This is a genomic window from Aquimarina sp. U1-2 (genome assembly GCF_017897595.1).
GTDB lineage: Bacteria > Bacteroidota > Bacteroidia > Flavobacteriales > Flavobacteriaceae > Aquimarina.
On the sequence record NZ_JAGKIK010000007.1, the window covers coordinates 1 to 24,668 of the forward strand.

The following is a 24,668-nucleotide window of genomic DNA, read 5'->3' on the forward strand; positions in this document are numbered from 1 at the left end:
GTAGCTTTAATTCTCATGTGGTAAAGTTGAAATTAGAAAGTTGAAAAACGAAACGTGTTACCTTTTATTTGAATATCTGTTAAGCTATCTAAAAAGTGTTTGTCAAGCTGAACTTGTTTCAGCTTATCATTTAACTTTATAAAAATGAATACGGTGTAATCCCGAATCAAGTTCAGGATGACTTTAGTTTTGATATTAGGCATGAAAGCGGATATCCAATACGTTTTATTAAAAAGTAGAAAAACAAAAGTAGCTTTAATTCTCATGTGGTAAAGTTGAAATTAGAAAGTTGAAAAACGAAACGTGTTACCTTTTATTTGAATATCTGTTAAGCTATCTAAAAAGTGTTTGTCAAGCTGAACTTGTTTCAGCTTCTCATTTAACTTTATAAAAATGAATATTGTGTAATCCTGAATCAAGTTCAGGATGACTTTAGTTTTGATATTAGGCATGAAAACGGATATCCAATACGTTTTATTAGAAAGTAGAAAAACAAAAGTAGCTTTAATTCTCATATGGTAAAGTTGAAATTAGAAATATTTAATTCGTTCTATTTTTGACTGTATTTATTGAAGCTACTGTAATTCTAAGTAATTCGTCAGCTTCTTTTAACAAACGATTAGCTTCAGACACCTCGCGATCCGTAATTTCGATTAATACCTCTAACCAAAAGCAAGATTCATCAGCTTCTTCTTCTACTATTTTAAGTTTATTGATGAAATCTGCATTCGACTTTGGTCGTTGAGAAGCTCTCCAATTTGCTCCTACCGAACTTGAGCTTTTTAATAGTTGAAAAACTAAATTATTATATTCTCTACTTTTCGGTAATTGAGAACAAAGTTTCCAACAATCTATAGCAAACTTTTTTGTTCTTAATTTCATGTCTTTCATGGATGAATTTCGTTTTTCTAATTTCCGATTTCCAAAAAATTCTTCAATATTTTCTCTCCCACATCTGATGATTTCTCGGGATGAAACTGGGTACCATAAAAATTATCTTTATGTAACGCCGTGCTATACGTTACTCCGTATGTTGATTGTGCTATGGTTTCTTTTATGACTGGAGCGTAGTAGCTATGTACTAAATACACATACTCTTTTTCGACCACACCCTTAAATAAAGGCGATTTTAGCGATTCTAATTGATTCCACCCTATTTGTGGTACTTTAGTACCTGAATTAAAACGAATCACCTCTACGTCAAAAATCCCTAAACCTTGCGTATCACCTTCTTCAGTATATGTACACATCAATTGCATACCTAAACAAATACCAAGTACCGGTTGTTGTAGTTTTGAGATTAAAGTATCCAGTCCGGATTCTTTTAACTTCTTCATGGCACTACTTGCCTCTCCTACTCCGGGAAATATGACTTTATCAGCTGCAATAATTTCTTCGGGATTCTTACTTAAAACAGCTTCATACCCCAATCGTTGTATGGCAAACTTGATGGACTGAATATTGCCCGCTCCGTAATTGATTATTATTATTTTCATGGTTTAAATACGAAAAACGAAAGTAGAAATACGAACGCTATGTTACGTTTCCATTTTCTCAATTTCTATTTTCTACTTTCGTTTTTCTAATTTCTAATTTCACAAAACTCCTTTAGTACTCGGTAAAATCATTTTCTCAGGATCGCGTTTTATCGCAACTTTGATTGCCTTTGCAAATGCCTTAAATATGGCCTCGATCTTATGATGTTCATTGATTCCTTCGGCTTTTATATTAAGGTTTGCTTTAGCACCGTCTGTAAATGATTTAAAAAAGTGAAAAAACATTTCGGTAGGCATTTTACCTATCATTTCGCGTTTAAAATCAGCCTCCCACACTAACCAGTTTCTCCCTCCAAAATCAATAGCAACTTGAGCAAGGCAATCATCCATAGGTAAACAAAAACCATAGCGTTCGATGCCCAACTTATTGTCTAAGGCTTCTGCGAATACCTCGCCCAATGCTATGGCGGTATCTTCGATCGTATGATGCTCATCTACCTCGAGATCTCCTTTTACGTGAATATCAAGATCCATCTGACCATGACGAGCAATTTGATCCAGCATATGATCAAAAAATCCTAACCCTGTACTGATATTACTTTTTCCGGTACCATCTAAATTCAGTTTGATATAAATATTAGTTTCATTCGTTTTTCTTGAAATTTCAGCTACTCGATCATTGAGTTTTAAAAACTCATATATATTTTGCCAGTCATTACTTTCTAAAGCGATGTAGCCCTTTAGCTCTTCCATCTTGACGGTAATCTCACCCGTACCAAGGTTGGTATCATCATTGATAAAAATACCTTTGGCTCCAAGATTTTTAGCAAGTTCCATATCGGTTAAACGATCCCCGATCACAAATGAATTTTCAAGATCATATGCATCAGAGAAATATTCGGTAAGTAATCCTGTACCTGGTTTTCTGGTATTTGCATTCTCATGCGGAAACGTTCGATCTAGAAACACCTTATCGAAGATTACGCCTTCATTTTCAAAAGATTTCATTATAAAATTATGCACGGGCCAAAAGGTATCCTCAGGAAACGAATCTGTGCCCAGACCATCTTGATTCGTTATCATGACCAGCTCATAATCGAGTTCCTGAGCGATTTTACCTAAATAAGTAAATGCTTTTGGATAAAATATCATTTTTTCAAATGCATCTATCTGTTCATCTTTGGTTTCTTTAATGATCGTTCCATCGCGATCAATGAATAGTACTTTTTTCATAATTACGAAATACGAAAGTAGAAATTTGAGAATATAGCACGAAGTTTTCGTTTTTCTAATTTCAATTTTCTATTTTTTTTAAGGTAGTAATCAATTTCTCATTTTCTGTCAGTGTACCAATCGTAAACCTAAGCGTATTTTCACACAAAGGTTGAGTAGTTCTATTACGAATTACAATCCCCATATCTAATAATTGTGTATATCGTTTGTTAGCATCATCAACCTTTGCCAAAATAAAATTAGCATCGCTTTGGTAAACTTCTTGCACAAAAGAAATTTCTTTTAAAATCTGAAATAGTTTTTTTCTTTCTTGCAATATTTTGGAAATCTCGTTTTTAACTTGATCTTGATGAAGCACGCGGGCTAAGGCTCTTTGCTGTGTTAGTTCATTTACATTATAGGGCGGCTTTATTTTGTTAAGAATATTTATCACCTCTGTTGAAGCATAACAAGCACCTAAACGAATCCCAGCTAATCCATAAGCTTTTGACAACGTTTGAGTCACTAAAAGGTTTGGGTATTTATCTACTTTAGTTAACCAGCTTTCTTTTTCAGAAAAGTCGATATAAGCTTCATCTATTACTATCAATCCGTTAAAATTTTCAAGAATACGAACTATATTTTCTTCAGAGAATGAATTACCCGTAGGATTGTTTGGAGAGCATAGAAAGATAATTTTGGTATTTTGATTAATGGTCTCCAAAATTTGCTCTACATCCGGCTGAAAGCTTTTTGTAAGCAACACTTCTTTTTCTTCTACATTGTTAATATTTGCGAGTACTTTATACATTCCATATGTAGGTGGTAAAGTGACAACATTATCTACTTTTGGTTCGCAAAAAGCTCTAAAGATCAGATCCAATACTTCATCACTTCCATTACCTAACAAAATATTTGCTGTAGCAACCTCGTTTTGATCTGACAGTACTTGTTTCAGGCTTCTTTGTTGAGGATCCGGATATCGGTTCACGCCATTTTCAAATGGATTTTCGTTAGCATCGAGAAATACCATTTTTGAGCCATCGCTAACATATTCATCCCTTGCAGAAGAATATGGTTTTAGTTCTTTTACATTTTCGCGAACTAGTTGTTTTATGTTGAATGGTGTTGTTTTCATAAATTGTTGTCATCCTGAATACTGAAACGAGTTCAGCACAGGCTCGTTTCAGAATCTCATTATTTATATTTCTAATGTTTCAAGTTTAGGATTTAACTTTTTAATCAAGTTTATCTTCCAATCTTTTTTCCAATTTTTTAATTGCTTTTCCCTCGAAATAGCTTCGTTGATATTTGTAAACTCTTCAAAATAAACTAATTCCGTTAGGTTATATTTAGTCGTAAATTTGGATCCAATACCTGATTGATACGCGGTGATTCTTTCTTTCAAGTCTGCCGTTACACCAATATAAAAAGTGGTTCTATGTTTGTTTGTCATTATATAAGTATAACTTTTTTTCATTAAAAGTATTCTTTCTGATCCGGTGTGACCCTGAATCAAGTTCAGGGTGACGTAACATGACTATTTAAAACTATCTAATCTAAGAGTCACTGCATTCTTGTGTGCCTGTAGCCCCTCAGCTTCAGCCATAAGTTCGATGGCATTCCCGATAGTTTTGATTCCGTTTTGAGAAATTTTTTGAAAAGTCATCGATTTCATAAAACTATCAAGATTTACCCCACTATATTGTTTTGCATATCCATTTGTAGGCAAGGTATGATTGGTTCCTGATGCATAATCCCCTGCACTTTCTGGGGTATAATTCCCTATAAAAACCGAACCTGCATTGGATATGTTCTCCACATAATAGTCTTCATTTTTCATGCAAACAATAAAATGCTCTGGGCCATATTCATTAATCATATCTAAGGCTTCCTGATCATTATCTACATAAATAAGTTTTGAATTTTCTATTGCAGCCTCAGCAATTTCTTTTCTTGGCAAAACAGCAAGTTGTTGATCCACTTCTAGTGCTACCTTTTCAATCAAATCTTTCGAGGTAGCAATCAAAATTACCTGACTATCCTTACCATGCTCGGCCTGGCTCAACAAATCAGAGGCTACAAAAGCAGCATTAGCACTATCATCTGCCACCACTAACAATTCGCTAGGACCTGCAGGCATATCTATTGCTACACCAAATTTAGTAGCGAGTTGCTTTGCAACCGTGACAAATTGATTACCCGGACCAAATATTTTATACACTTGAGGGATGGTTTCGGTACCAAAAGTCATTGCGGCAATGGCCTGAATCCCACCTACTTTACATATTTTTGTGACTCCACAAAGATCGGCTGTATATAAAATAGCCGGATGTATCTTTCCTTCTTTGTTAGGGGGTGAACATAATACAATCTCTTTGCACCTTGCTAAATTAGCCGGTATAGCCAGCATCAAAATCGTAGAAAATAAGGGTGCAGTACCACCGGGAATGTACAGTCCTACCTTTTGTATGGGTCTTTTTTCTTGCCAACATGAAACACCATCAATAGTTTCAACAGTTACTTTATCGGTTTTTTGTGCCGCATGAAACTTTTCAATATTTGACATCGCAATTTGGATCGCATTTTTAAGTTCATCGCTAACCAACCGTTTTGCTTCTTCAATTTCCTCTTCAGAAACCAAAACTTCTTTCAGTTCGACCTGATCAAACCTTTGTGTATACCTATTAACTGCTTTATCACCTTCTGATTTTACTTCATTAAAAACTTTAAGCACTTTTGCTTCTATATCTTCAACGGTTTGTGTTGGTCTTTGCAATAATTTTGACCAATCTTTTCTTTCTGGATTGTATATTTTGTTCATTGTTAATTCTTCTTACTATTACAGCACCATTTTTTCAATTGGGCACACCAAAATTCCTTCAGCACCTTCTGCTTTTAATTCATCTAGAATATCCCAAAATTTATGCTTATCAACTACTGTATGTATAGAACTCCATCCTTTTTCTGCCAAAGGCAATACGGTCGGGCTACGCATCCCAGGAAGTATCTTTACTATATTTTCTATCTTATTGTTCGGTGCATTTAGTAATACATATTTTGAATTACGAGCTTTTAATACTGATTTAATTCTAAATTGAAGTTTCTCTAAAAGCTTTTTGTTTTCTGCTGAAATTTTTGGAGAAACTGCAAGAACTGCTTCTGAAGCAAGCATCACCTCTACTTCTTTTAAGTTATTCTTAAACAACGTACTACCGCTGGAAACAATATCACAAATAGCATCGGCTAACCCTATATTAGGTGCGATTTCTACCGACCCTGATATTTGGTGCAACTCGGCACTGATTCCTTTTTTATCGAGGTATTCGTTAACTGTATTGGGATAAGAGGTAGCTATTTTTTTACCATCAAGATCATTGATCGAATGATACTCGAAGTCTTTCGGTACGGCCAAAGAGACTTTACATTTAGAAAAGTTGAGTCGTTCTGCAATCGAAATGTCTTTTCCTTTTTCAATCAATACGTTTTCACCGATTATTGCAATATCTACTACTCCGTCCCTTAAATATTGGGGGATATCTCCGTTACGTAAAAACATAACTTCCATTGGAAAATTTCGTGTTTGCGCTTTTAATTGGTCTTTTCCATTTTCAATAGAAATCCCACAATCCTTTAGAATTTTAACAGAATCTTCGTTAAGACGACCGCTTTTCTGAATAGCAATTTTAATTTTTGACATGTTGTTTTTAAAAGTTGAGTTTGATCTACTCAAGCTGGTTCAAATAAAAGAAAAAACCCGTTTGAGCATCTCAAACGGGTTATCATTTATTGTGGTTTTATACACATAACAAACTTATCACGCCTGAGCGAGAATGTAAGAATGATGATGATGTACAAAAATAGTTTTCATTATTTGTCTTGAATATATTGCGAATTTAAAACTTTTTTATCTTCTGAGAAATTTTCAAATCATTTTTTTTAGCAAATTGAAAAAAGTTTAAACCAGTTCATTCATATATTTTAATAGTTCTTGATATAATAGTCCAGAAAGTATAGCAAACCCAAAACTTAGCAACGTTCCGATCAAAACATATTCTGTTAGCTTTCGATTCTTACCGTCATTAAGATCTCCAAACCTGAACACAGATTTTGCTGTAATTAAAAATCCAATGGCAGACCAGGTATTGAGTAATACAAAACAAAAAACAAATAAACGTTCTATAATTCCTATGTATTTCCCTGCCCCGGTTAAGGATTTATTTTCAAAATCTATTTCTTTATCCCATGGTCTTAATAAATATTTTACACATACCGATGATATCGATGTAGCGAAAACAAGAGATAATATTAAAAGCAGAAGATCATTGTTAAAAACAAAAGGATAAGAAAACCGTATGGGTTCATAATAATGCCATACTGCAACCAATACTACAAGATGAGCGATCTGATCTATAACGAAAAGCATACGTTCATTCTTCTTATTTATCATATACAGTTTAATTACATCTATCAGGAAATGACTAACCGTAATAAATAGAATACCGATCCAATAACTAGCCTGAAGCAAAAAAACCAATATAGCAAAGTGAATTAGCGTATGTAGGTACAAAAACTTTGAGGTAATTTTCTTTTCTTGTTTTTGTTGTACCCATGAGGCAGGTTGTAACAAGAAGTCGCCTACACAGTGTGCTACTAATATTTTGAGAAATAAAGCAGTCATTATAATTCTGAAATTTTGGTTTGATAACGATTGATAAGTCTGTCAATTTCTTCGTAACCCGCTCTTCGTAAGGTCTCACTTATAGTGCTTTGGGTGCGATTGAGTAACTGACCAAGTTCATTTTGATTTAAAGACGGGTGTTCTAATATCGCAAAAACAGTTTGTGCTGTAACTACAGACCATGAATCAATGGTTAATAGTAATAGTCGTACATATAAATTGAATTCTTCGTCAAAACCCTTCCAAGGTGACCGAATGGCAAGTGTATTCTTTTTTAAGGCATCAAAGCATTGTCCTGAATTCACAAATGCTGAACCGTTCGATTCGCTAATACGACTTGAGTTATATGATTTATCGCCTAAACCAATAGCAATTCGTACGTTAATATTTGCAATTGATTTCATACCGGCTTTAATGTGAATAGCTATTTTTAAAGCGTCGTGTATATCAACTTCAAGTTGAAAACTGTCACCTCGGTAAATTTCCCAAGTTTTAGGTGTTTTTCCATACATGTTGAGTATCTTCTTTAATTTGGTCAACCAAATTTTAGAATCAACAGCTTGTGAATTAATGATATCGCCTGTAAGTATAGCAATCATGATATGATATGTTGAAAACTACAAATATCGTATTAAATACCGATAATTTATAATATCGTTTATAGAACCGATAATTTAAAATATCGAATTAAAAACCGATAATTCCTCGATTTGTTCGTGCTATTTACTGATTACCCAAGATTAAAGGCATCCCATCGTCTCCTGATCCCACAACAACAACTTTTGCATTTGGAGATTTAGACAGTTCTAGCGTAGCTTGTATGCCTTTTTCTTTCAGAATTTTATCTGTCAAAGAGGCACTTAGGATTTGATTGGCTACTGCCTTACCCTCTGCGTCAATTTTTTGGCGTTCTGCTTCTTTTCGAGCTTTTTCTAATCTAAATTCATATTCTAGCGCTTCTTGCTCTTGTTTTAATTTTCGTTCTATTGCTTCTTTAATAGTTGGTGGTAATGTAACGTCCCGAACCAACACCTCATTCAATTGAATATATTGATTGGCTACAATTTTTTTGGTTTCTTCAAAAATCTCTTGTTGTATAGCATCTCGCTTACTAGAATACAACTGCTCTGGTGTATATCGACCCACTACACTTCTTGCCGCTGATCGTATTGTTGGTAATAAAACCCTATCTACATAATTTTCACCTTTTTGTTGGTGTAATAAGCCCAATCTATCATAATCTGGTTGAAACCATGCAGAGGCATCTAATTTAATCTCTAATCCATTTGACGATAACACCTGCATTTTTTCAAAGACTTCTTGTTGGCGAACTTCGTACACATAGACTCTGTTCCACGGAGCCACAATATGAAAACCTTCGCCTAACGGAGGCTGATCGGTTACTACTCCGCCACCAAAAGTTCTATACAAAACTCCTGCCTCACCAGAGGCTATCGTTTCTGTAGACTTAGAAATAAAAACAATAGTTAAAACTATTGCGATGAGAATGGGTAATCCTATTTTTGGTAATTTTTCCATAGTGAATTTTTGTTTTAAAATTATATCAAACCGTTATACTTTCTCGCAAACCATTCTATTGCCAGTAGTAAAATTAAGATCGCGAGAAGATATTTCCAGTCGATCAAAGATACTATTTCTTCTCTGCTTTTTTGTATAACTTGATACCGCGGATCTGCCAATAAATTGTTAATTAATAACTCGCTTTGATTCGTAAAATATGATTTTCCTTGGGAATTACTGGCCAATTGTTTAAGTTTTGCTACATCTGCATTAAGAAATTGTTGTTCAACATCATATTCGAGTACTGTAAAACTTCCTGATTTAGAAATATTCTCTCCTACTACCGATACCGTAAAATCATAGTCACCTGCACTTAAATTACTCAAATCAGCTTCAAAAGAAGTATTCTTTAGCAACATAGGTACGGTTTGTACAGCTTTGGTTTCTTTATTTTTTACAGCTATTCTTAAGTTCCCCCGTCTATCAAACTCATAGTTCTTAGTAAAGTATTCTGCTTTAATCGTAATATTTGAATTTCCATAATAAAAAGATTCTGAGATCGTATTCAATCGGCTTCTACGTTTGTTAGAAGCAAGATACTGAACTATTTTGCCAAAAAAATCATCAAAACTTTCAAAATTTTTAGTATCCAGATAATTTTGCACTCGCCAGCGCCATAATCCTTCGCCTAATACTATTCCTTCTCGTATCCCATCTTGTTCTATAGTGAACAATAATGGTTCTTGAGTCTCAATATCATTTATTACACGATAAAGCAATGGATCATAATTTGAATTTACCGTAATAGATCCAAAAGCTCCTAACAGCGGAGGATACTCTCGAAAACCTATATCTTCAAGTAAAAAAGAGCTGTAGTTGCTATTAAATCTAGGAAGATAATATTCTGTTTGTCTTGTTATTTCATGTTTATATTTATCCTGAATGCGATTCAGAAATACCCAATCGGTATGCGCTCCCGTAATCGTTAGGTAGTTTTTTTTTGAGGTCTCTATTTCTTTATAAACATTAACAAATCTTGAATTAGGCTGGTACAGAATAATAAGCTGATAATCGTCTAAATTTGTAGCTTGCGAAGGTTTTACAATTTTCAGGCTTCGCCTTTCATTACTTTCGATACTTTTTTTAATTGCTCCTAAATCTGGATGAATTATCGAGCTAATCACGAGGATACTCGTTTTTTGATCAATTACTTCAACCGCAAATGATTTATTGTTGTTGATCGTATTCTTCTCATTACTTACAGGAATAAGTCTTGCGGTGTATTGAGCGACACCTGGGGTATTAGCCGGCAAGGTAAGGTTAATTATTTTCGAATTTTCTTCAGAAGAAAAAACAACATTTTGGGTATACACTTTTCTATTCCCAGAGGTAATCTCGAAGGTAGTTTTTACATTTTCATCACCAGAATACGTCAGAATAGCTTCTACAGGAAATTTATTTTTTAGAAACGCGTAACGATTCACATTTAATTGCTGGATTTTGGTATCGGTAGTGGTTATCGTATCTCCAGAAATAACAGGAAAAATCTGTTGTTTTGATGTTCGAGTGGTAAATTGATAATCTTTCCCGTAGGTTTGGTTTCCGTCGGTAATGAGTATTGTGGGTGCTATTGAATTTCTATAGATCTGGTCGAGATTTTCTAGCGCTTCAGAAATATTAGTTTGTTTTTTATCGAAGGAAAAGTGTAGCGAATCATGTAAACCTTCGGCAAAGGAATAGTAAGCAACCTCAAACCTATCATTAAGTGTGGCATTATTTTGAAGCTGTTTTACAAATTGAACTACCTGTTCACTTTGTTCTAAATGCTTAATAGATGCAGAATTATCGACACCAACTATCAAATTTGGTTTAACCGTATAATACGTCTGTTTTTTAAATGTTGGGTTTATAAGTAATACCAAAACTACCAGAACACTCAAAAAACGTAAAAAAGCAAAGAGCAAACTTTTTTTTTGTCTGCTCTTTACTTTATATACATATTGATATAAAGCTATTAGTGATGCACCTACGAAAGCTGCTACAAGTAACAAAATAGTTTGTGTTTGCATGAATATGTATTAGCATTCACTAATTAGGTTAGCATACCACCATCGACATGTAGTACCTGCCCGGTTACATAGGCACTTAAATCGGAAGCCAAATACACGCATGCATTAGCAATATCCTCTGGTGTACCTCCTCTTTTCAGGGGAATAGCATTACGCCAACCCTCGACTACTTTTTCATCGAGTTTCGCCGTCATTTCGGTTTCTATGAACCCAGGGGCTACCACATTACTTCTAATATTTCTTGATCCAAGTTCTAAAGCTACCGATTTTGAAAATCCTATAATTCCTGCTTTAGAAGCTGCATAATTTGCTTGACCTGCATTTCCTTTTACTCCAACAACAGAACTCATATTGATAATACTCCCATGTCTTTGTTTTAGCATTGTGCGTTGTACTGCCTTAGTCATGTTGAATACGCTTTTTAGATTAACTTCAATCACCGTATCAAAGTCCTCTTCTCCCATACGCATCAACAAGTTATCTTTTGTTATCCCTGCATTATTTACTAAAATATCAATAGCACCAAAGGTTTCGAGCACGTCTTTAACAAGTTCCTGTGCTTGAGTATAATCTGCTGCATTACTTTGATAACCTTTTGCCTTGACCCCCAAGTCGATCAATTCTTTTTCGAGCTGCTCTGCTGCAGTTACTGAAGAACTATATGTAAATGCTATATTTGCCCCGTTTTTGGCAAAAATTTCTGCGATTCCTTTGCCAATACCTCTTGTGGCACCAGTTATAATGGCTGTTTTATCCTGTAAAAGATTCATTAATCAATGATTTTGTGTTTATATTTTTTGAAGTGATTTCAACCTTTTCGCTGCTACTGAAAAAGTTTAACCTGTTCCAACAATTCAAATATAAGCATTACTAAAAAGTGAACAATAGTAAACCCTACGATTTCTCATAGGGCTTACATAAGAATTGGTTTAAACTTACAACTTGATATCTTCCTTTTTCTTTTCGTAATTGAATAGATAATCAATATCCATCTCTTTAATTTCTCCGAGTTTAGACAACGCCTTCATGTCGACATCGTTTTTGTTACCTATTACTAATATGTTGTAATTTTCACCTCGAATATTATCATTGAAGAATGACTTAAGATCTTCGAGAGTCATGTTTTGAATCGTATTGTACATTTCTTCGCGATTATCATAATCGATCCCCTGCTTTTTAAGATTCTCATACGACCAAAAAATATTTGATTTTGTAATACGTTTTGCCGCTATTTTTTTTAGTGTAGCTTCTTTTGCCTGATTAAATTGTTGTTCTGCTTCTGGCATATTGGTCATCAAATCCATCATCGCGTCGACAGCCTCTGGCATTTTATTGGCTTGCGTGCCTATATACGCATAAATGTAATTGGACTTTCCTTTTTCACTCGCATTTCTATATTGTGAAAAAGCAGAATATGCCAGTGATTTTGATTCTCTAATTTCCTGAAACACAATAGAAGATAATCCACTACCAAAATAGGTGTTAAACAAACTTGAAGCTGCTAACTTCTTAGGATCGAATTCTGAACCTTTTGCAAGAAATAACATCTCACTTTGCACCATATCATAATCTACAAAATAAACGTTTCCTCCTGTTTCTTTCTCGACGTACTCTGTTTTCTCAGGATACTCTTTTAGCTGCTCACTAATCTTATGCTGCTCGTTTAATGCTGCAATGGCTGTATCTATATCTTTTCCATAATAAAAAATGCGATGCTTATAATTCAAGAGATCTTTAACAATATCAACTAACTCCTGCGGATCAATCGTTTTTAACTCGGCAATAGTATAAATGTTTCTAAGTCTTGAATTTTCACCATATTTACCGTAACTCATTAGTCCATTCCACATGATATTTCCCTTTTGAGTTTTTCCATCTGCTCTTCCTTTTGCTATTTTTTGAACATACTTAGTGTACGTCTCCTGATCGGCTACAGCATTTTTGACAAGGTGTTCTAATAAGGTTAATCCCTGACTTAAATTCTCTTCTAATCCAGAAAGGCTCAATTGCGTTTTGTCTGCAGAAGAGGCTACCGAATAATTAACTCCCAGTTTATAAAACTCTTTTTTAAGTTCTTCAGGAGTATAGGTATTTGTACCTAAATAATCCAAATAGCCTGCTGCTAAAGATAATTTTTTGTCATGATCCAGACCCATGTCCAAAATAATACTGAGATCGAACAAATCATTGGTTTCATTTTTTATATAAGAAACCGAGATACCATTGGCTAGTTTTGTTTCTTTAATTGCAGATTTGTAGTCAATAAATTTTGGTTGTAACGGTTCAGAAGCTATTGACCTAAATTCTTTAACAAATTTAGATTCTTTATCTCTATTCAATGCTACCGGAGTGATACCAGGGTTTTCTACCTTAACAATATTTTTATCTTCACCTTTGATCTTATGTACCTCTACATAATTATTACCATAATGCTTGTTAGCAAAATCAACAATATCTTGTTTTGTAATTTCCTTCATCTCGTCTAGCATTGTCAACCGATCTTTCCAATCTTGAAAATGAATAAATGCATCAAGATACGCATAAGCAGTAGCGCTGGCATTTTCAAACTGACGTACCCGAGATAATTTCAAGTCATTGATTACCGCACTAGTTAACCAATCATCAAACGCTCCCTTTTTAATTTTTTCTATCTCACCTAAAAGCAATTCTTTAACTTCATCCAGTGTTTGGTCTGCCTTTGGTTTTCCGAAAAGAATGTGAAGTCCATAATCTTTATTAAAATTTGTGTATGAAGCCGCTTGCTGTACTTTTTGCTGCTGGTTTAAGTTAAGATCAATTAGACCGGCTTGAGAATTTGCCAGCATGTAATCTATAAGCGTCACCATTTTCTCCTCTTCTGAACCAAAGCCATCTGTTCTAAATGCAACATATATAGATTCTGAAGTTGGACCATACACTTCTTTTTTTATCGGTGCCGAAATTGGTGTTTCTTTAGGAAACTTGGGGTGTATAACCTCTTTTTTCTTATAATTTCCAAAAGCTTCGTTTACTTTTTTAATCGTGGCATCAAAATCAAGGTCTCCTACTAATATCACTGCCATGTTATTGGGGACATAATATTTATCGAAATACGCATGAATAGCCTCCATCGATGGATTTTTCAAATGCTCTGATTTTCCTATCGTAGTTTGTGTGCCATAGGGATGGGTTGGAAACAATCCTTCTAAAACTGCAAAATACTGTTTGCGTCTATCACTATCTTGTCCGCGATTAAATTCTTCATAAACGGCTTCGAGTTCTGTATGAAAAAGACGAAGTACTAATTGACTAAAGCGTTCTCCCTCTACTGTAAGCCATTTATCCAGTTCGTTAGAAGGGATTTTATTTACATATACGGTTTGTTCGTTTGAGGTAAAAGCATTTGTCCCTTCGGCACCTAATGAATTTACTAATTTATCATATTCATTAGCAATAGAAAGCTTAGACGCTTCTTGAGAAACCTCGTCTATTTTTTGATAAATTTCTTTTTTCTTTTCGGGATCTGTTTCCTGCTTGTGTTGTTCATAAAGGTTCGAAATCTGTTGGATTAACGAATTTTCTTTTTCAAAATCTGTAGTACCAATTTCGTCAGTTCCTTTAAACACCATATGTTCGAGATAATGAGCCAATCCGGTATTATCAGCGGGATCATATGTAGACCCGGCTTTAATTGCAATTAGAGTTTGGATTTTCGGCTCCTCTTCATTTTTTCCCAGATACACTTTAAGACCGTTATCCAGTGTATATAATCTCAAACCAGTTGGATCATTGGTAACAGTTTCATAAGTAAAACCAGCAGCATCTGTATGCTGTTCAGTTTTTATTTCCTTTGATAAATCGCTTGATTGGTTGTTACAACTGCTAGCTAAAGCAGCTAAAGACAATAGTAAAAATGATTTGAAAACCTTCATAGATTGATTTTTATTTGAGCCATTTTAAAGTAGAACTGATATAAAAGACGTAAAATAGCTAATTCTGTTACATATATATTATAAAAAACAAAAAACCTTTTCGGTATACTACATCCAAAAGGTTTTTGTTCAATTTATAATAAAGACTTAAAAGTTCTAAAACTTGTCTTTCTATGCTAGTACTTCTGCTACCTTTTTACCTATTTCTGCAGGAGAATCTACTACGTGAATACCACATTCTCTCATAATTGCTTTTTTAGCAGCAGCGGTATCTTCACTACCTCCAACAATGGCCCCTGCATGCCCCATGGTACGACCAGCCGGCGCAGTTTCACCAGCTATAAAGCCAACTACAGGCTTTTTGGTACCGTTTTCTTTTACCCATCGTGCGGCATCTGCCTCTAATTGACCTCCGATCTCTCCTATCATTACTACACATTCGGTTTCAGGATCATTAATTAATAACTCTACAGCTTCTTTGGTGGTTGTTCCGATAATTGGATCTCCACCTATACCTATAGCCGTTGTAATTCCCAACCCTTGCTTGACCACTTGATCAGCGGCTTCATAGGTAAGTGTTCCTGATTTTGAAACAATACCTACTTTTCCTTTTTTAAATACAAAACCTGGCATGATGCCTACTTTTGCTTCTTCCGGAGTGATAACTCCAGGACAATTTGGACCTATGAGTCTACACTCTTTATCTTTAATATAATTTGATGCAGTGATCATATCTGCAACAGGAATACCTTCGGTAATAGTAATAATGACTTTAATTCCAGCATCGGCTGCTTCCATAATAGCATCGGCAGCAAAAGCAGGCGGAACAAAAATAATCGTTGTATCGGCTTGTACTTCTTTTACAGCATCTTCTACCGTATTAAAAACAGGTTTATCAAGATGCGTTTGTCCTCCTTTTCCCGGTGTAACACCACCAACGATGTTGGTACCGTATTCGATCATTTGACCGGCATGAAAAGTACCTTCACTTCCAGTAAAACCTTGAACAATAATTTTTGAATCTTTATTAACTAAAACACTCATTGCGTTATGGATTTTTTATTTCTTAATTACGATTCCAAAAATAAGCTTTTGAATACTATCGTTAAAATGAAAACATAAAATATTTTGATAATTTATTTCAACTAAACACCAAACTATCGTAGAACTCCCTTGTATTTTTTATTAGCACTACCAAAAAGTATAATACCCTATGGGGTTTACCGCGAGAATTAAAAACTGTTTTCTACGAATCCCTAATGGTCTCGTGAGGTACTTTAATTAAACCTAAGTAGGTGGTTATCTTGTTATTTTGAAATAAACGATTCCATACTTTCTGGAGAGTCAACCCCTTGTTGACTAATTTGATATCCTTTATATAATTTGTGATCTTTGAGTTCCCAAATAGTAATAAAATGAGCAATTGCCTCTTCTTTATCAGGTGCCTCAATCGTTGTGGCAAAATAGGTATATCGAGCGGTTACTGTATCTTCTTCTGCGATTAAATGACTGATCTCACATCTGAAAGTTTCAAAAGACTTAGCCATTTGCGTAAACATTGCCTCGATTTCTTCAAAATTTTTACTGGTAAAACCAAAACTACTGTTCCAAAATAGTGTTATTTCAGGATGTAAATATTCTGAAAAGGCTTCAGGGTTATGTATTAAATCGGTTTCATAAAAGGATCTAACTATGTCCTTTGCTGTATTACTCATTCTTTTTCAACTTTTCTATTACCTCCGGAATCTGTCTGATTGCCGCAAGTTCTTTATACTTTTTTCTAAAATCATCTGCCGGCGTTCCAAAATAACTTTTATTCGCTTCTAATGATTTGCTTACTCCTGATTGTGCAGATATAATTGCTTTTTTTCCGATAGTCACATCACTGGTTATTCCTACCTGACCCCATATGGTGACTTCATCTTCTATAACTACACATCCGGCAATACCCACTTGAGATGCGATAATACATTGTTTACCTATAACGGTATCATGACCTATATGCACCTGATTGTCTAGTTTTGTACCTTCTTTTATAATTGTATCCCCAGTAACACCTTTGTCAACTGTACACAAAGCTCCTATATCAACGTGATCTTCTATGACTACTCTACCCCCCGAAATCAATTTATCAAATCCTTCAGGTCTTTTTTTATAGTAAAAGGCATCTCCCCCAAGAACTGTTCCTGAATGAATAGTAACATTGTTGCCAATAACTGTATTGTCATATATGCTTACATTTGCATGTAGTAAACAATGATCTCCTATAACGACATTATTGCCTAAAAAAACTCCTGGTTGAATAATCGTGTCTTTTCCTATTTTTGCTGTTGAAGATATGTTCGATTCGGCAGCTTCAAAAGGTTTAAAATACGTAGTTAACTTATTAAAATCTCGAAAAGGATCGTCTGATAGTAATAAAGCTTTTCCCTCTGGACATGGTACTTCTTTGTTAATTAAAATAACCGTTGCTGCACTTTTGAGGGCTTTGTCATAATATTTTGGGTGATCGACGAAAACTATATCTCCCGGAGTAACGACATGGATTTCATTCATTCCCAATACCGGAAAATCTGAATCTCCAACGAATTTTGAAGAAAGTATAGTTGCAATTTGTTGTAACGTATGCTTTTGAGGAAATTTCATACAATAAATTAAGATCGTTACTATTCTTTGATTCTTTCTTTATACGTACCTTTTTCCGTCTCTATTTTGATTTTATCACCTTCATTTATAAAAAGTGGCACCATGACTTCAGCACCGGTCTCGACAGTAGCAGGTTTTGTTGCATTTGTTGCGGTATTGCCTTTAACACCCGGTTCTGTTGCAGTAACTTCGAGAATAACACTTGCAGGCATTTCTACTGAAAGTGGCATTTGATCTTCAGAATTGATAATTACCGTAACCACTTCTCCTTCTTTTAAAAGACCTGGCGCATCAAGAGACGATTTTTGAAGTGTGATTTGATTGTAATCTTCAGTATTCATAAAATGATAGGTGTCCCCTTCGGCATATAAATATTGAAATTTATGAGTTTCTACGCGTACATCATCGATTTTATGTCCGGCAGAAAATGTATTATCAATTACTTTACCCGTAGTAACACTTTTAAGTTTTGTACGTACAAAGGCAGGACCTTTTCCTGGTTTTACATGTAAAAACTCGATTATTTTATATATATCATGATTGTATTTTATACACAGACCATTTCTAATATCACTAGTATTTGCCATTATTTTTATGCTTTGTTTAATTTTTTAACGAATATCCGTAATGTAACCTAAATGGTTTGCGTTAAGCTGAATACTGAAACGAGTTCAGTACAGGCTCGTGTCAGCTTCTCATTTCAATGTACTGAAAATAAACGTAATGAGATCCTGAAATGAATTCAAGATGACTTCTCAGTCAAATTTTAGGTATACTAACGGACAATCCATAATTTTTTTATTCAATTTAGTTGGAAAAATACCCTTTCATAATTCCTCTTTGAGAATTTTTTATAAACTCAAGAACTTCATCACGCTCAGGCGTGGCTTCCATTTCAGCCTCTATAATAGCAACTGCCTGGGAGTTATTGTAGTTTCTTTGATATAAAATTCTGTAAATATTCTGTATTTCTCTAATTTTTTCGGTAGTAAAACCTCTACGACGCAAACCAATTGAGTTGATACCGACATACGACAAAGGTTCTCTGGCAGCTTTTACATACGGAGGTACATCTTTTCGCACCAAGGACCCCCCGGTCACGAAGGCATGGTTTCCTATACTACAAAACTGTTGTACAGCTGCCATTCCTGCTAAAACTACATAATCACCTACATTAATATGCCCAGCCAAGGTACTGTTATTCGAAAAGATACAATGATCACCAACAATACAATCATGAGCGATGTGACAATACGCCATGATCCAGCAGTTTTTACCTATTTTGGTTTTCATTCTATCTGCTGTACCCCTATTAATGGTTACGCATTCTCTTATTGTAGTGTTATCTCCGATTTCTGTGATCGTATCTTCGTCATTAAACTTTTTGTCTTGCGGTGTTGCCGAAATTACAGCTCCGGGAAAAATACTGCAATTTTTACCTATACGAGCCCCTTCCATAATGGTTACGTTGGAACCTATCCAGGTACCCTCTCCGATTACCACATTATTATGTATTGTAGTAAAGGGTTCTATTACAACATTTTTGGCAATTTTAGCTCCGGGATGGACATATGCTAAAGGTTGATTCATGTATTTTTTGAATTTGTTATTTTGATTTCACTATCTGAGCCATTAACTCTGCCTCGGTCGCTAATTTTCCGTTGGTGTAAGCAAAAGCCTGCATATGACATATTCCCCGACGAATAGGCGTAATCAATTCTAATTTAAAAATTAGGGTATCCCCAGGTGATACTTGTTGCTTAAATTTTACCTTATCGATTTTCATAAAATAGGTTAGGTAATTTTCTGGATCTGGCACTGTACTTAACGCTAAAATTCCGCCGGTTTGAGCCATAGCTTCTACTTGTAACACACCTGGCATCACTGGTGCTCCGGGAAAATGACCTACGAAAAAGGGCTCGTTCATGGTCACATTCTTTAATCCTACAACATGCTTATCAGACATTTCCAGGATTTTATCAACCAATAAGAAAGGAGGTCTATGCGGAAGCATACTCATAATCTTATTGATGTCCATTAAAGGTTCTTTAGAAAGATCAAACTGCGGGACTTTATTGCGCTTTTCAATTTTAATTATTTTAGAAAGCTTTTTGGCAAACTGCGTATTCACAAAGTGCCCTGGTTTGTTGGCTATAATTTTTCCTCTAATTCTTGTTCCTATCAATGCCAAGTCACCTACAACATCTAATAGTTTATGTCTTGCTGCTTCATTAGGATAATGTAATGTGAGATTATCCAGGATTCCGTTAGGTTTGATAGCTATAGATTCTTTACCAAAAGCAACTTTAAGTTTTTCCATAGTAGACGTACTTAACTCTTTATCTACATAAACTATAGCGTTATTTAGGTCTCCTCCTTTAATTAATCCATGTTCTAGCAACATTTCTAGCTCATGCAGGAAACTAAATGTTCGAGCATCAGCGATCTCTTTTTTAAAGTCTGATAATCGTTTTAATGATGCATTCTGGGTTCCTAAAACTTTGGTACCAAAATCAACCATTGTTGTAACCTGGTACTCATCAGATGGCATAACAATAATTTCACTACCTGTTTCTTCATCGGTATAGGAAATGACATCTTTTACAATGTATTCTTCACGATCCCTTTCTTGCTCAACAATACCCGCTTTTTCTAAAGCTTCTACGAAAAATTTACTAGAACCATCCATGATTGGAGGTTCTGAAGTATCTAATTCTATTAAAAGATTATCGATTTCTAAACCAACACATGCTGCAAGTACGTGCTCTGAGGTTTGAATACTCACTCCGTTTTTTTCGAGATTGGTTCCTCTTTGCGTATTCACCACATAATTGGCATCTGCCTCGATGATAGGATTTCCTTCAAGATCTACTCTGCAAAATGCATAACCGTGATTCTCTGGGGCGGGTTTGAAGGTTAATGTAACTTCTTTTCCTGTATGTAAACCTACACCGGTAAGTTTAACTTCTTTTTTGATGGTTCTTTGTTTGTTTACAACAACATCACTCATTATTACTTATCTTTTTCTCTAATTTATGAACCCTATCTACGATTTTTGGAAGATTTTTAAAATGCACATAAGACTTATTGTAATCAGAGTACCCTAATGCCGGAGACCCCTGAATAGCTTCTTTATCTTTAATATTTCTTCCTATTCCTGATTGTGCCTGTATTCTTACATTATCGCCTATAACAAGATGACCGGCTATCCCCACTTGGCCACCAATCAGGCAGTGTTTCCCAATTTTGGTAGATCCGGCAATACCGGTTTGAGCAGCAATAGCAGTATGCTCACCTATTTCTACATTATGTGCAATTTGTATTTGATTGTCAAGCTTTACACCTTTTCTTATGATTGTCGATCCTAGAGTCGCCCTGTCGATAGTAGTACCGGCTCCTACATCCACATTATCCTCTATAATTACATTTCCAGTTTGCGGGACCTTGCTATATTCTCCTTTTTCATTAGGTGTAAACCCAAAACCATCTGCTCCTACGATGGCACCGCTATGAATGACACACCCATTTCCTATACTGGTCTCAGAACATATTTTAGCACCTGCAAAAACAATGACATTATCTCCAATAGTAACATTATCACCTATATAAACATTGGGATAAATCTTGGCGTTCTCACCAATCTTAACATTTTCTCCCAGGTAAGAAAAAGCACCCAAATACAGAGCATTACCATAAGTGGCACTTTCTGAAATAAAACTTGGCTGTTCGATACCACTTTTATTCATTTTTACCATATTGTAGTACTCCAAAAGCTGTGAAAATGCTTTGTAAGCATCATCTACTCTAATAAGCGTTGTTTTGATATTAGATTCTGCTTCAAAATTTTTGTCTACAATAGTAATAGAAGCATCTGTAGAATAAATAAACTGGGTATATTTGGGATTAGACAAAAAAGTTAATGAACCTTTAGTCCCCTCTTCTATTTTGGCTAATTTTGATACTTCGACGGTTTCATCTCCTTCGATTTCACCATCTAAAATACCTGCAATTTGTGTGGCTGTAAAAATCATTCTAGCAAAAGTATAAAAAATGTGTTAATGTTTGTACTTTGGAGAGCACATAAAATATTTGGTTACAGGTTTTGATAATGCTTCTAGATTGTATGCATCTGTAGCCTTCACAATATCTACTATTTTTCTTGATTTGTATAAAATATTAATATTCTGTTTATTTTGATGATAGGCCTGGTTAGAAATAGCACCTTCAAAAACAAAATAACGAGCATCTGCCTTAGAAATTTTATACGTTTCGCTGATTTTGGTTATATGTTTTTCAATTTTCTCTGGATCAAAGGGTTTCTTCTTAATTTTTATTTTTAAAAGATCTCTGTGAATGATCATAGATGATAATTTACGAAGTACCAAATCATCGCTGTGCATCCACTCTTTCATGGCTGATACAATATCGTAATCATCTAGTTTTGAAAACCTGTCTAATACCTCTGATGTAAAATTTTCATAAGTGATCTTATGATTCAGAAAAAATGTCAACGCTTTGCTTGCTGGTAATTCGATCCCTTGTTCGACCAATTCTTTAGCTCTTTGCAACACCCTTATCAATACATTTTCTGCTACAATACTGGTTTTGTGTAGATATACTTGCCAATACATCAATCTTCTGGATAACAAAAACTTTTCTACAGAGTAAATTCCTTTCTCTTCAATCATCAACTCATCGTTAACAACAGTTAACATTGTTATTAAACGCTCACTATTAATGTTTCCCTCAGACACTCCTGTATAAAAACTATCTCTTTTGAGATAGTCTAATCTATCCATATCCAATTGACTTGATATGAGTTGATGCAAAAAGTTACGATGATATTCTCCCTTAAAAATTTGTATGGCTAGCGTTAAACTACCGTTAAATTCTTCATTGATCTTCTCCATAAACATCAAAGAAATAGATTCGTGATTTACTTCATTCACGATACTATGTTCCATAGCATGCGAGAAAGGGCCGTGACCTATATCATGTAGTAAAATTGCAATATAGAGTGCCTCTTCTTCATCTTCAGAAATCGCAACCCCTTTAAAACCAAGAACTCGCACCGCCTTTTGCATCAAATGCATGCAACCTAGCGCATGATGAAAACGTGTATGATGTGCCCCAGGATATACTAAATATGAAAGCCCCATTTGCGATATACGCCGTAATCTTTGAAAATATTTATGCTCTAATAGATCAAAAATTAGTTCATTGGGTATCGTAATAAAACCGTAAATTGGGTCGTTTAATATTTTAAGTTTATTTCTTTTTTTCAAAGTTCAGATTACTTTTACCAAAACAAAGATACATATATGCTATTCATATAAAGCATTTCAAAATAAAATTAGGATTGTATTTAGTTTTGTAGAATAAAAGATAAGATCTGGCGTAAAGACAAGATCAAGTTTCTAGAAAAAAGTTTTAAAATAATAAGGTAAAGTCGTGTAATTTTAGGGATTCACCTCGAAGTAATAAAATTGCGACGGTTGCATATAAAAATATAGCGTTAATGAATACAATAAAAATTTTGTGGGTAGATGATGAAATTGATTTACTTAAACCACATATTCTATTTCTAGAAAAGAAGAATTACGAAGTTACAAAATGTCAGAGCGGTACAGAGGCATTAGATATTTTGGATACTACTAACTTTGATATCATTTTTTTAGATGAAAATATGCCTGGCCTTTCGGGAATAGAAACGCTGTCTGAAATTAAAGAGAAAAAAGACAGTATCCCGGTGGTGATGATCACAAAAAGTGAAGAAGAATATATCATGGAAGAGGCTATCGGAAGTAAAATTGCAGACTACTTAATTAAACCTGTGAATCCTAATCAGATATTACTTAGTCTTAAGAAAAACCTAGATAATTCGAGATTGGTTTCAGAAAAAACTACATCCAACTATCAGCAAGTTTTTAGAAAGATAGCGATGGATATGGCGATGGTCAATTCGTACGAAGAGTGGTCAGAATTATATTTGCGCCTTATCTACTGGGAAATTCAATTAGAAGGTATAGAAGATACGGGAATGTTTGAAATTCTCGAATCTCAAAAAGTAGAAGCAAACTCTCAATTTTGCAAGTTTATCGATAAAAATTATCCAGATTGGTTTGAGGGTAAAGGTAATGCGCCTGTTATGTCGCATACGCTGTTTAAAGAGAAGGTTGTTCCTGAAATTAGTAAAGATCAACCAACTTTACTCATTGTAATTGATAATTTACGCTATGATCAATGGAAAGCGTTTGAGCCTACCATACAAAATTACTATAAAAAAGAACAGGAGTTATCCTATTACAGTATTCTTCCTACAGCTACGCAATATGCCAGAAATGCTATTTTCTCTGGTCTTATGCCCTCTGAAATGAAGAAAAGGCATCCTGACCTTTGGTTAGATGATACCGATGAAGGTGGTAAGAACATGAATGAAAATGAATTTTTAACCGCTCAACTAAAACGTCTGGGATTAGATATAACACATGAGTATTACAAAATTACAAACGAAAAATCTGGTAAAACGCTAGCGACCAATTTCAAAGGTTTAAAAGATAACGATCTCACTGTTGTCGTCTATAATTTTGTCGACATGCTATCCCACAGTAAAACTGAAATGGAGGTCATTAAAGAACTAGCTTCAAACGATAAATCATATCGTTCGTTAACACAGAGTTGGTTCAAAAATTCTCCTTTATTAGAAATGATTCAGCAAGCACAACATTTGGGCTTTAAATTACTGATAACAACAGATCACGGAACCATTAATGTAAAAAATCCTTCCAAAGTTATTGGTGATAAAAATACGAGTCTTAATTTAAGGTATAAAACGGGAAAAAGTCTTACCTATGAACAAAAAGAAGTACTTGAAGCAAAAAATCCCAAATCTATTCATCTACCATCTATAAACATGAGTAGTTCATTTATCTTTGCCAAAGGTGACTTTTTCTTTGCATATCCCAATAATTACAATCACTATGTAAGCTACTATAGAAATACCTATCAACATGGCGGGGTATCATTAGAAGAAATGATCATACCTTTTGTTGTGCTAAAACCAAGATAGTACAAAGCTACATCAACAGGAAATACTATAAATAGCATAAGCGATATTTAAAATAGAATAATA

General features: G+C 34.6%; 22 protein-coding genes. 1 reads left to right on the plus strand and 21 read right to left on the minus strand.

Annotation, left to right across the window (positions count from 1 at the left end; genetic code table 11):
* Positions 1 to 540 precede the first annotated feature (540 nt).
* The 21 genes from J8281_RS10550 to J8281_RS10650 form a co-directional block, all read right to left on the minus strand.
* On the minus strand, positions 541 to 891 hold the full coding sequence (locus J8281_RS10550; protein ID WP_210197591.1) for a four helix bundle protein: 351 nt from the start codon (positions 889 to 891) through the stop codon (positions 541 to 543).
* Between the two features lie 17 nt (positions 892 to 908).
* Positions 909 to 1,496 carry an imidazole glycerol phosphate synthase subunit HisH gene (gene hisH / locus J8281_RS10555; protein ID WP_210197592.1) on the minus strand — a complete coding sequence of 196 codons (588 nt, stop codon included), beginning with the start codon at positions 1,494 to 1,496 and terminating at the stop codon, positions 909 to 911.
* A 99-nt stretch (positions 1,497 to 1,595) separates the two neighbouring features.
* On the minus strand, positions 1,596 to 2,729 hold the full coding sequence (gene hisB / locus J8281_RS10560; protein ID WP_210197593.1) for a bifunctional histidinol-phosphatase/imidazoleglycerol-phosphate dehydratase HisB: 1,134 nt from the start codon (positions 2,727 to 2,729) through the stop codon (positions 1,596 to 1,598).
* Positions 2,730 to 2,790: 61 nt separating this feature from the next.
* Positions 2,791 to 3,846: a histidinol-phosphate transaminase gene (gene hisC / locus J8281_RS10565; RefSeq protein WP_210197594.1), complete on the minus strand. Its 1,056-nt coding sequence runs from the start codon at positions 3,844 to 3,846 to the stop codon at positions 2,791 to 2,793.
* Between the two features lie 63 nt (positions 3,847 to 3,909).
* A complete protein-coding gene (locus tag J8281_RS10570) occupies positions 3,910 to 4,188 on the minus strand; it encodes a GIY-YIG nuclease family protein (RefSeq protein WP_210197595.1) in 279 nt (92 codons plus the stop codon).
* A 60-nt stretch (positions 4,189 to 4,248) separates the two neighbouring features.
* Positions 4,249 to 5,532 carry a histidinol dehydrogenase gene (gene hisD, locus J8281_RS10575; protein ID WP_210197596.1) on the minus strand — a complete coding sequence of 428 codons (1,284 nt, stop codon included), beginning with the start codon at positions 5,530 to 5,532 and terminating at the stop codon, positions 4,249 to 4,251.
* A gap of 18 nt (positions 5,533 to 5,550) precedes the next feature.
* Positions 5,551 to 6,408, minus strand: a complete 858-nt coding sequence (gene hisG / locus J8281_RS10580) for an ATP phosphoribosyltransferase (RefSeq protein ID WP_210197597.1) — start codon at positions 6,406 to 6,408, stop codon at positions 5,551 to 5,553.
* 258 nt (positions 6,409 to 6,666) lie between these two features.
* Entirely contained in the window at positions 6,667 to 7,389 is a 723-nt protein-coding gene (locus J8281_RS10585; RefSeq protein ID WP_210197598.1) for a DUF3307 domain-containing protein, read from the minus strand.
* Positions 7,389 to 7,988, minus strand: coding sequence for a transcriptional regulator (locus J8281_RS10590; RefSeq protein WP_210197599.1), 600 nt, complete (start codon positions 7,986 to 7,988; stop codon positions 7,389 to 7,391). Before J8281_RS10590 ends, J8281_RS10585 begins: the two co-directional genes overlap by 1 nt.
* A 124-nt stretch (positions 7,989 to 8,112) precedes the next feature.
* Positions 8,113 to 8,928, minus strand: a complete 816-nt coding sequence (locus tag J8281_RS10595) for a prohibitin family protein (protein WP_210197600.1) — start codon at positions 8,926 to 8,928, stop codon at positions 8,113 to 8,115.
* A gap of 20 nt (positions 8,929 to 8,948) precedes the next feature.
* Positions 8,949 to 10,979: a VWA domain-containing protein gene (locus tag J8281_RS10600; protein ID WP_210197601.1), complete on the minus strand. Its 2,031-nt coding sequence runs from the start codon at positions 10,977 to 10,979 to the stop codon at positions 8,949 to 8,951.
* 23 nt (positions 10,980 to 11,002) lie between these two features.
* Positions 11,003 to 11,749: a 3-oxoacyl-[acyl-carrier-protein] reductase gene (gene fabG, locus J8281_RS10605; RefSeq protein ID WP_210197602.1), complete on the minus strand. Its 747-nt coding sequence runs from the start codon at positions 11,747 to 11,749 to the stop codon at positions 11,003 to 11,005.
* 165 nt (positions 11,750 to 11,914) lie between these two features.
* Positions 11,915 to 14,890 carry a pitrilysin family protein gene (locus J8281_RS10610; protein ID WP_210197603.1) on the minus strand — a complete coding sequence of 992 codons (2,976 nt, stop codon included), beginning with the start codon at positions 14,888 to 14,890 and terminating at the stop codon, positions 11,915 to 11,917.
* A gap of 171 nt (positions 14,891 to 15,061) precedes the next feature.
* Complete coding sequence (gene sucD / locus J8281_RS10615) at positions 15,062 to 15,934, minus strand: succinate--CoA ligase subunit alpha (protein ID WP_210197604.1); 873 nt, start codon at positions 15,932 to 15,934, stop codon at positions 15,062 to 15,064.
* Between the two features lie 263 nt (positions 15,935 to 16,197).
* Positions 16,198 to 16,605 carry a nuclear transport factor 2 family protein gene (locus J8281_RS10620; protein WP_210197605.1) on the minus strand — a complete coding sequence of 136 codons (408 nt, stop codon included), beginning with the start codon at positions 16,603 to 16,605 and terminating at the stop codon, positions 16,198 to 16,200.
* Entirely contained in the window at positions 16,598 to 17,536 is a 939-nt protein-coding gene (locus J8281_RS10625) for a UDP-3-O-(3-hydroxymyristoyl)glucosamine N-acyltransferase (protein WP_210197606.1), read from the minus strand. Before J8281_RS10625 ends, J8281_RS10620 begins: the two co-directional genes overlap by 8 nt.
* A gap of 20 nt (positions 17,537 to 17,556) precedes the next feature.
* The gene (efp, locus tag J8281_RS10630) at positions 17,557 to 18,123 is read right to left on the minus strand and encodes an elongation factor P (RefSeq protein ID WP_210197607.1); all 567 of its coding nucleotides are present in this window, start codon (positions 18,121 to 18,123) and stop codon (positions 17,557 to 17,559) included.
* A gap of 220 nt (positions 18,124 to 18,343) precedes the next feature.
* Entirely contained in the window at positions 18,344 to 19,126 is a 783-nt protein-coding gene (lpxA, locus tag J8281_RS10635; RefSeq protein ID WP_210197608.1) for an acyl-ACP--UDP-N-acetylglucosamine O-acyltransferase, read from the minus strand.
* Between the two features lie 16 nt (positions 19,127 to 19,142).
* On the minus strand, positions 19,143 to 20,546 hold the full coding sequence (locus J8281_RS10640; protein WP_210197609.1) for a bifunctional UDP-3-O-[3-hydroxymyristoyl] N-acetylglucosamine deacetylase/3-hydroxyacyl-ACP dehydratase: 1,404 nt from the start codon (positions 20,544 to 20,546) through the stop codon (positions 19,143 to 19,145).
* A complete protein-coding gene (gene lpxD / locus J8281_RS10645; RefSeq protein WP_210197610.1) occupies positions 20,539 to 21,567 on the minus strand; it encodes a UDP-3-O-(3-hydroxymyristoyl)glucosamine N-acyltransferase in 1,029 nt (342 codons plus the stop codon). The genes J8281_RS10640 and lpxD overlap by 8 nt, the downstream gene beginning before the upstream one ends.
* Positions 21,568 to 21,591: 24 nt before the next feature.
* Entirely contained in the window at positions 21,592 to 22,821 is a 1,230-nt protein-coding gene (locus J8281_RS10650; RefSeq protein ID WP_210197611.1) for an HD domain-containing protein, read from the minus strand.
* A gap of 233 nt (positions 22,822 to 23,054) precedes the next feature.
* Here J8281_RS10650 and J8281_RS10655 point away from each other — a divergent pair, with 233 nt between their 5' ends.
* The gene (locus tag J8281_RS10655) at positions 23,055 to 24,605 is read left to right on the plus strand and encodes a bifunctional response regulator/alkaline phosphatase family protein (RefSeq protein WP_210197612.1); all 1,551 of its coding nucleotides are present in this window, start codon (positions 23,055 to 23,057) and stop codon (positions 24,603 to 24,605) included.
* Positions 24,606 to 24,668: the final 63 nt, after the last annotated feature.

Coding starts and splice junctions, on each gene's coding strand:
- hisC (WP_210197594.1), bottom strand. CDS start 3,846: ATGAAAACAACACCATTCAACATAAAACAACTAGTTCGCGAAAATGTA.
- J8281_RS10590 (WP_210197599.1), bottom strand. CDS start 7,988: ATGATTGCTATACTTACAGGCGATATCATTAATTCACAAGCTGTTGAT.
- hisG (WP_210197597.1), bottom strand. CDS start 6,408: ATGTCAAAAATTAAAATTGCTATTCAGAAAAGCGGTCGTCTTAACGAA.
- lpxD (WP_210197610.1), bottom strand. CDS start 21,567: ATGATTTTTACAGCCACACAAATTGCAGGTATTTTAGATGGTGAAATC.
- sucD (WP_210197604.1), bottom strand. CDS start 15,934: ATGAGTGTTTTAGTTAATAAAGATTCAAAAATTATTGTTCAAGGTTTT.
- J8281_RS10595 (WP_210197600.1), bottom strand. CDS start 8,928: ATGGAAAAATTACCAAAAATAGGATTACCCATTCTCATCGCAATAGTT.
- J8281_RS10640 (WP_210197609.1), bottom strand. CDS start 20,546: ATGAGTGATGTTGTTGTAAACAAACAAAGAACCATCAAAAAAGAAGTT.
- lpxA (WP_210197608.1), bottom strand. CDS start 19,126: ATGAATCAACCTTTAGCATATGTCCATCCCGGAGCTAAAATTGCCAAA.
- J8281_RS10620 (WP_210197605.1), bottom strand. CDS start 16,605: ATGAGTAATACAGCAAAGGACATAGTTAGATCCTTTTATGAAACCGAT.
- J8281_RS10655 (WP_210197612.1), top strand. CDS start 23,055: ATGAATACAATAAAAATTTTGTGGGTAGATGATGAAATTGATTTACTT.
- hisH (WP_210197592.1), bottom strand. CDS start 1,496: ATGAAAATAATAATAATCAATTACGGAGCGGGCAATATTCAGTCCATC.
- J8281_RS10570 (WP_210197595.1), bottom strand. CDS start 4,188: ATGAAAAAAAGTTATACTTATATAATGACAAACAAACATAGAACCACT.
- hisD (WP_210197596.1), bottom strand. CDS start 5,532: ATGAACAAAATATACAATCCAGAAAGAAAAGATTGGTCAAAATTATTG.
- fabG (WP_210197602.1), bottom strand. CDS start 11,749: ATGAATCTTTTACAGGATAAAACAGCCATTATAACTGGTGCCACAAGA.
- J8281_RS10585 (WP_210197598.1), bottom strand. CDS start 7,389: ATGACTGCTTTATTTCTCAAAATATTAGTAGCACACTGTGTAGGCGAC.
- J8281_RS10600 (WP_210197601.1), bottom strand. CDS start 10,979: ATGCAAACACAAACTATTTTGTTACTTGTAGCAGCTTTCGTAGGTGCA.
- efp (WP_210197607.1), bottom strand. CDS start 18,123: ATGGCAAATACTAGTGATATTAGAAATGGTCTGTGTATAAAATACAAT.
- hisB (WP_210197593.1), bottom strand. CDS start 2,729: ATGAAAAAAGTACTATTCATTGATCGCGATGGAACGATCATTAAAGAA.
- J8281_RS10550 (WP_210197591.1), bottom strand. CDS start 891: ATGAAAGACATGAAATTAAGAACAAAAAAGTTTGCTATAGATTGTTGG.
- J8281_RS10610 (WP_210197603.1), bottom strand. CDS start 14,890: ATGAAGGTTTTCAAATCATTTTTACTATTGTCTTTAGCTGCTTTAGCT.
- J8281_RS10625 (WP_210197606.1), bottom strand. CDS start 17,536: ATGAAATTTCCTCAAAAGCATACGTTACAACAAATTGCAACTATACTT.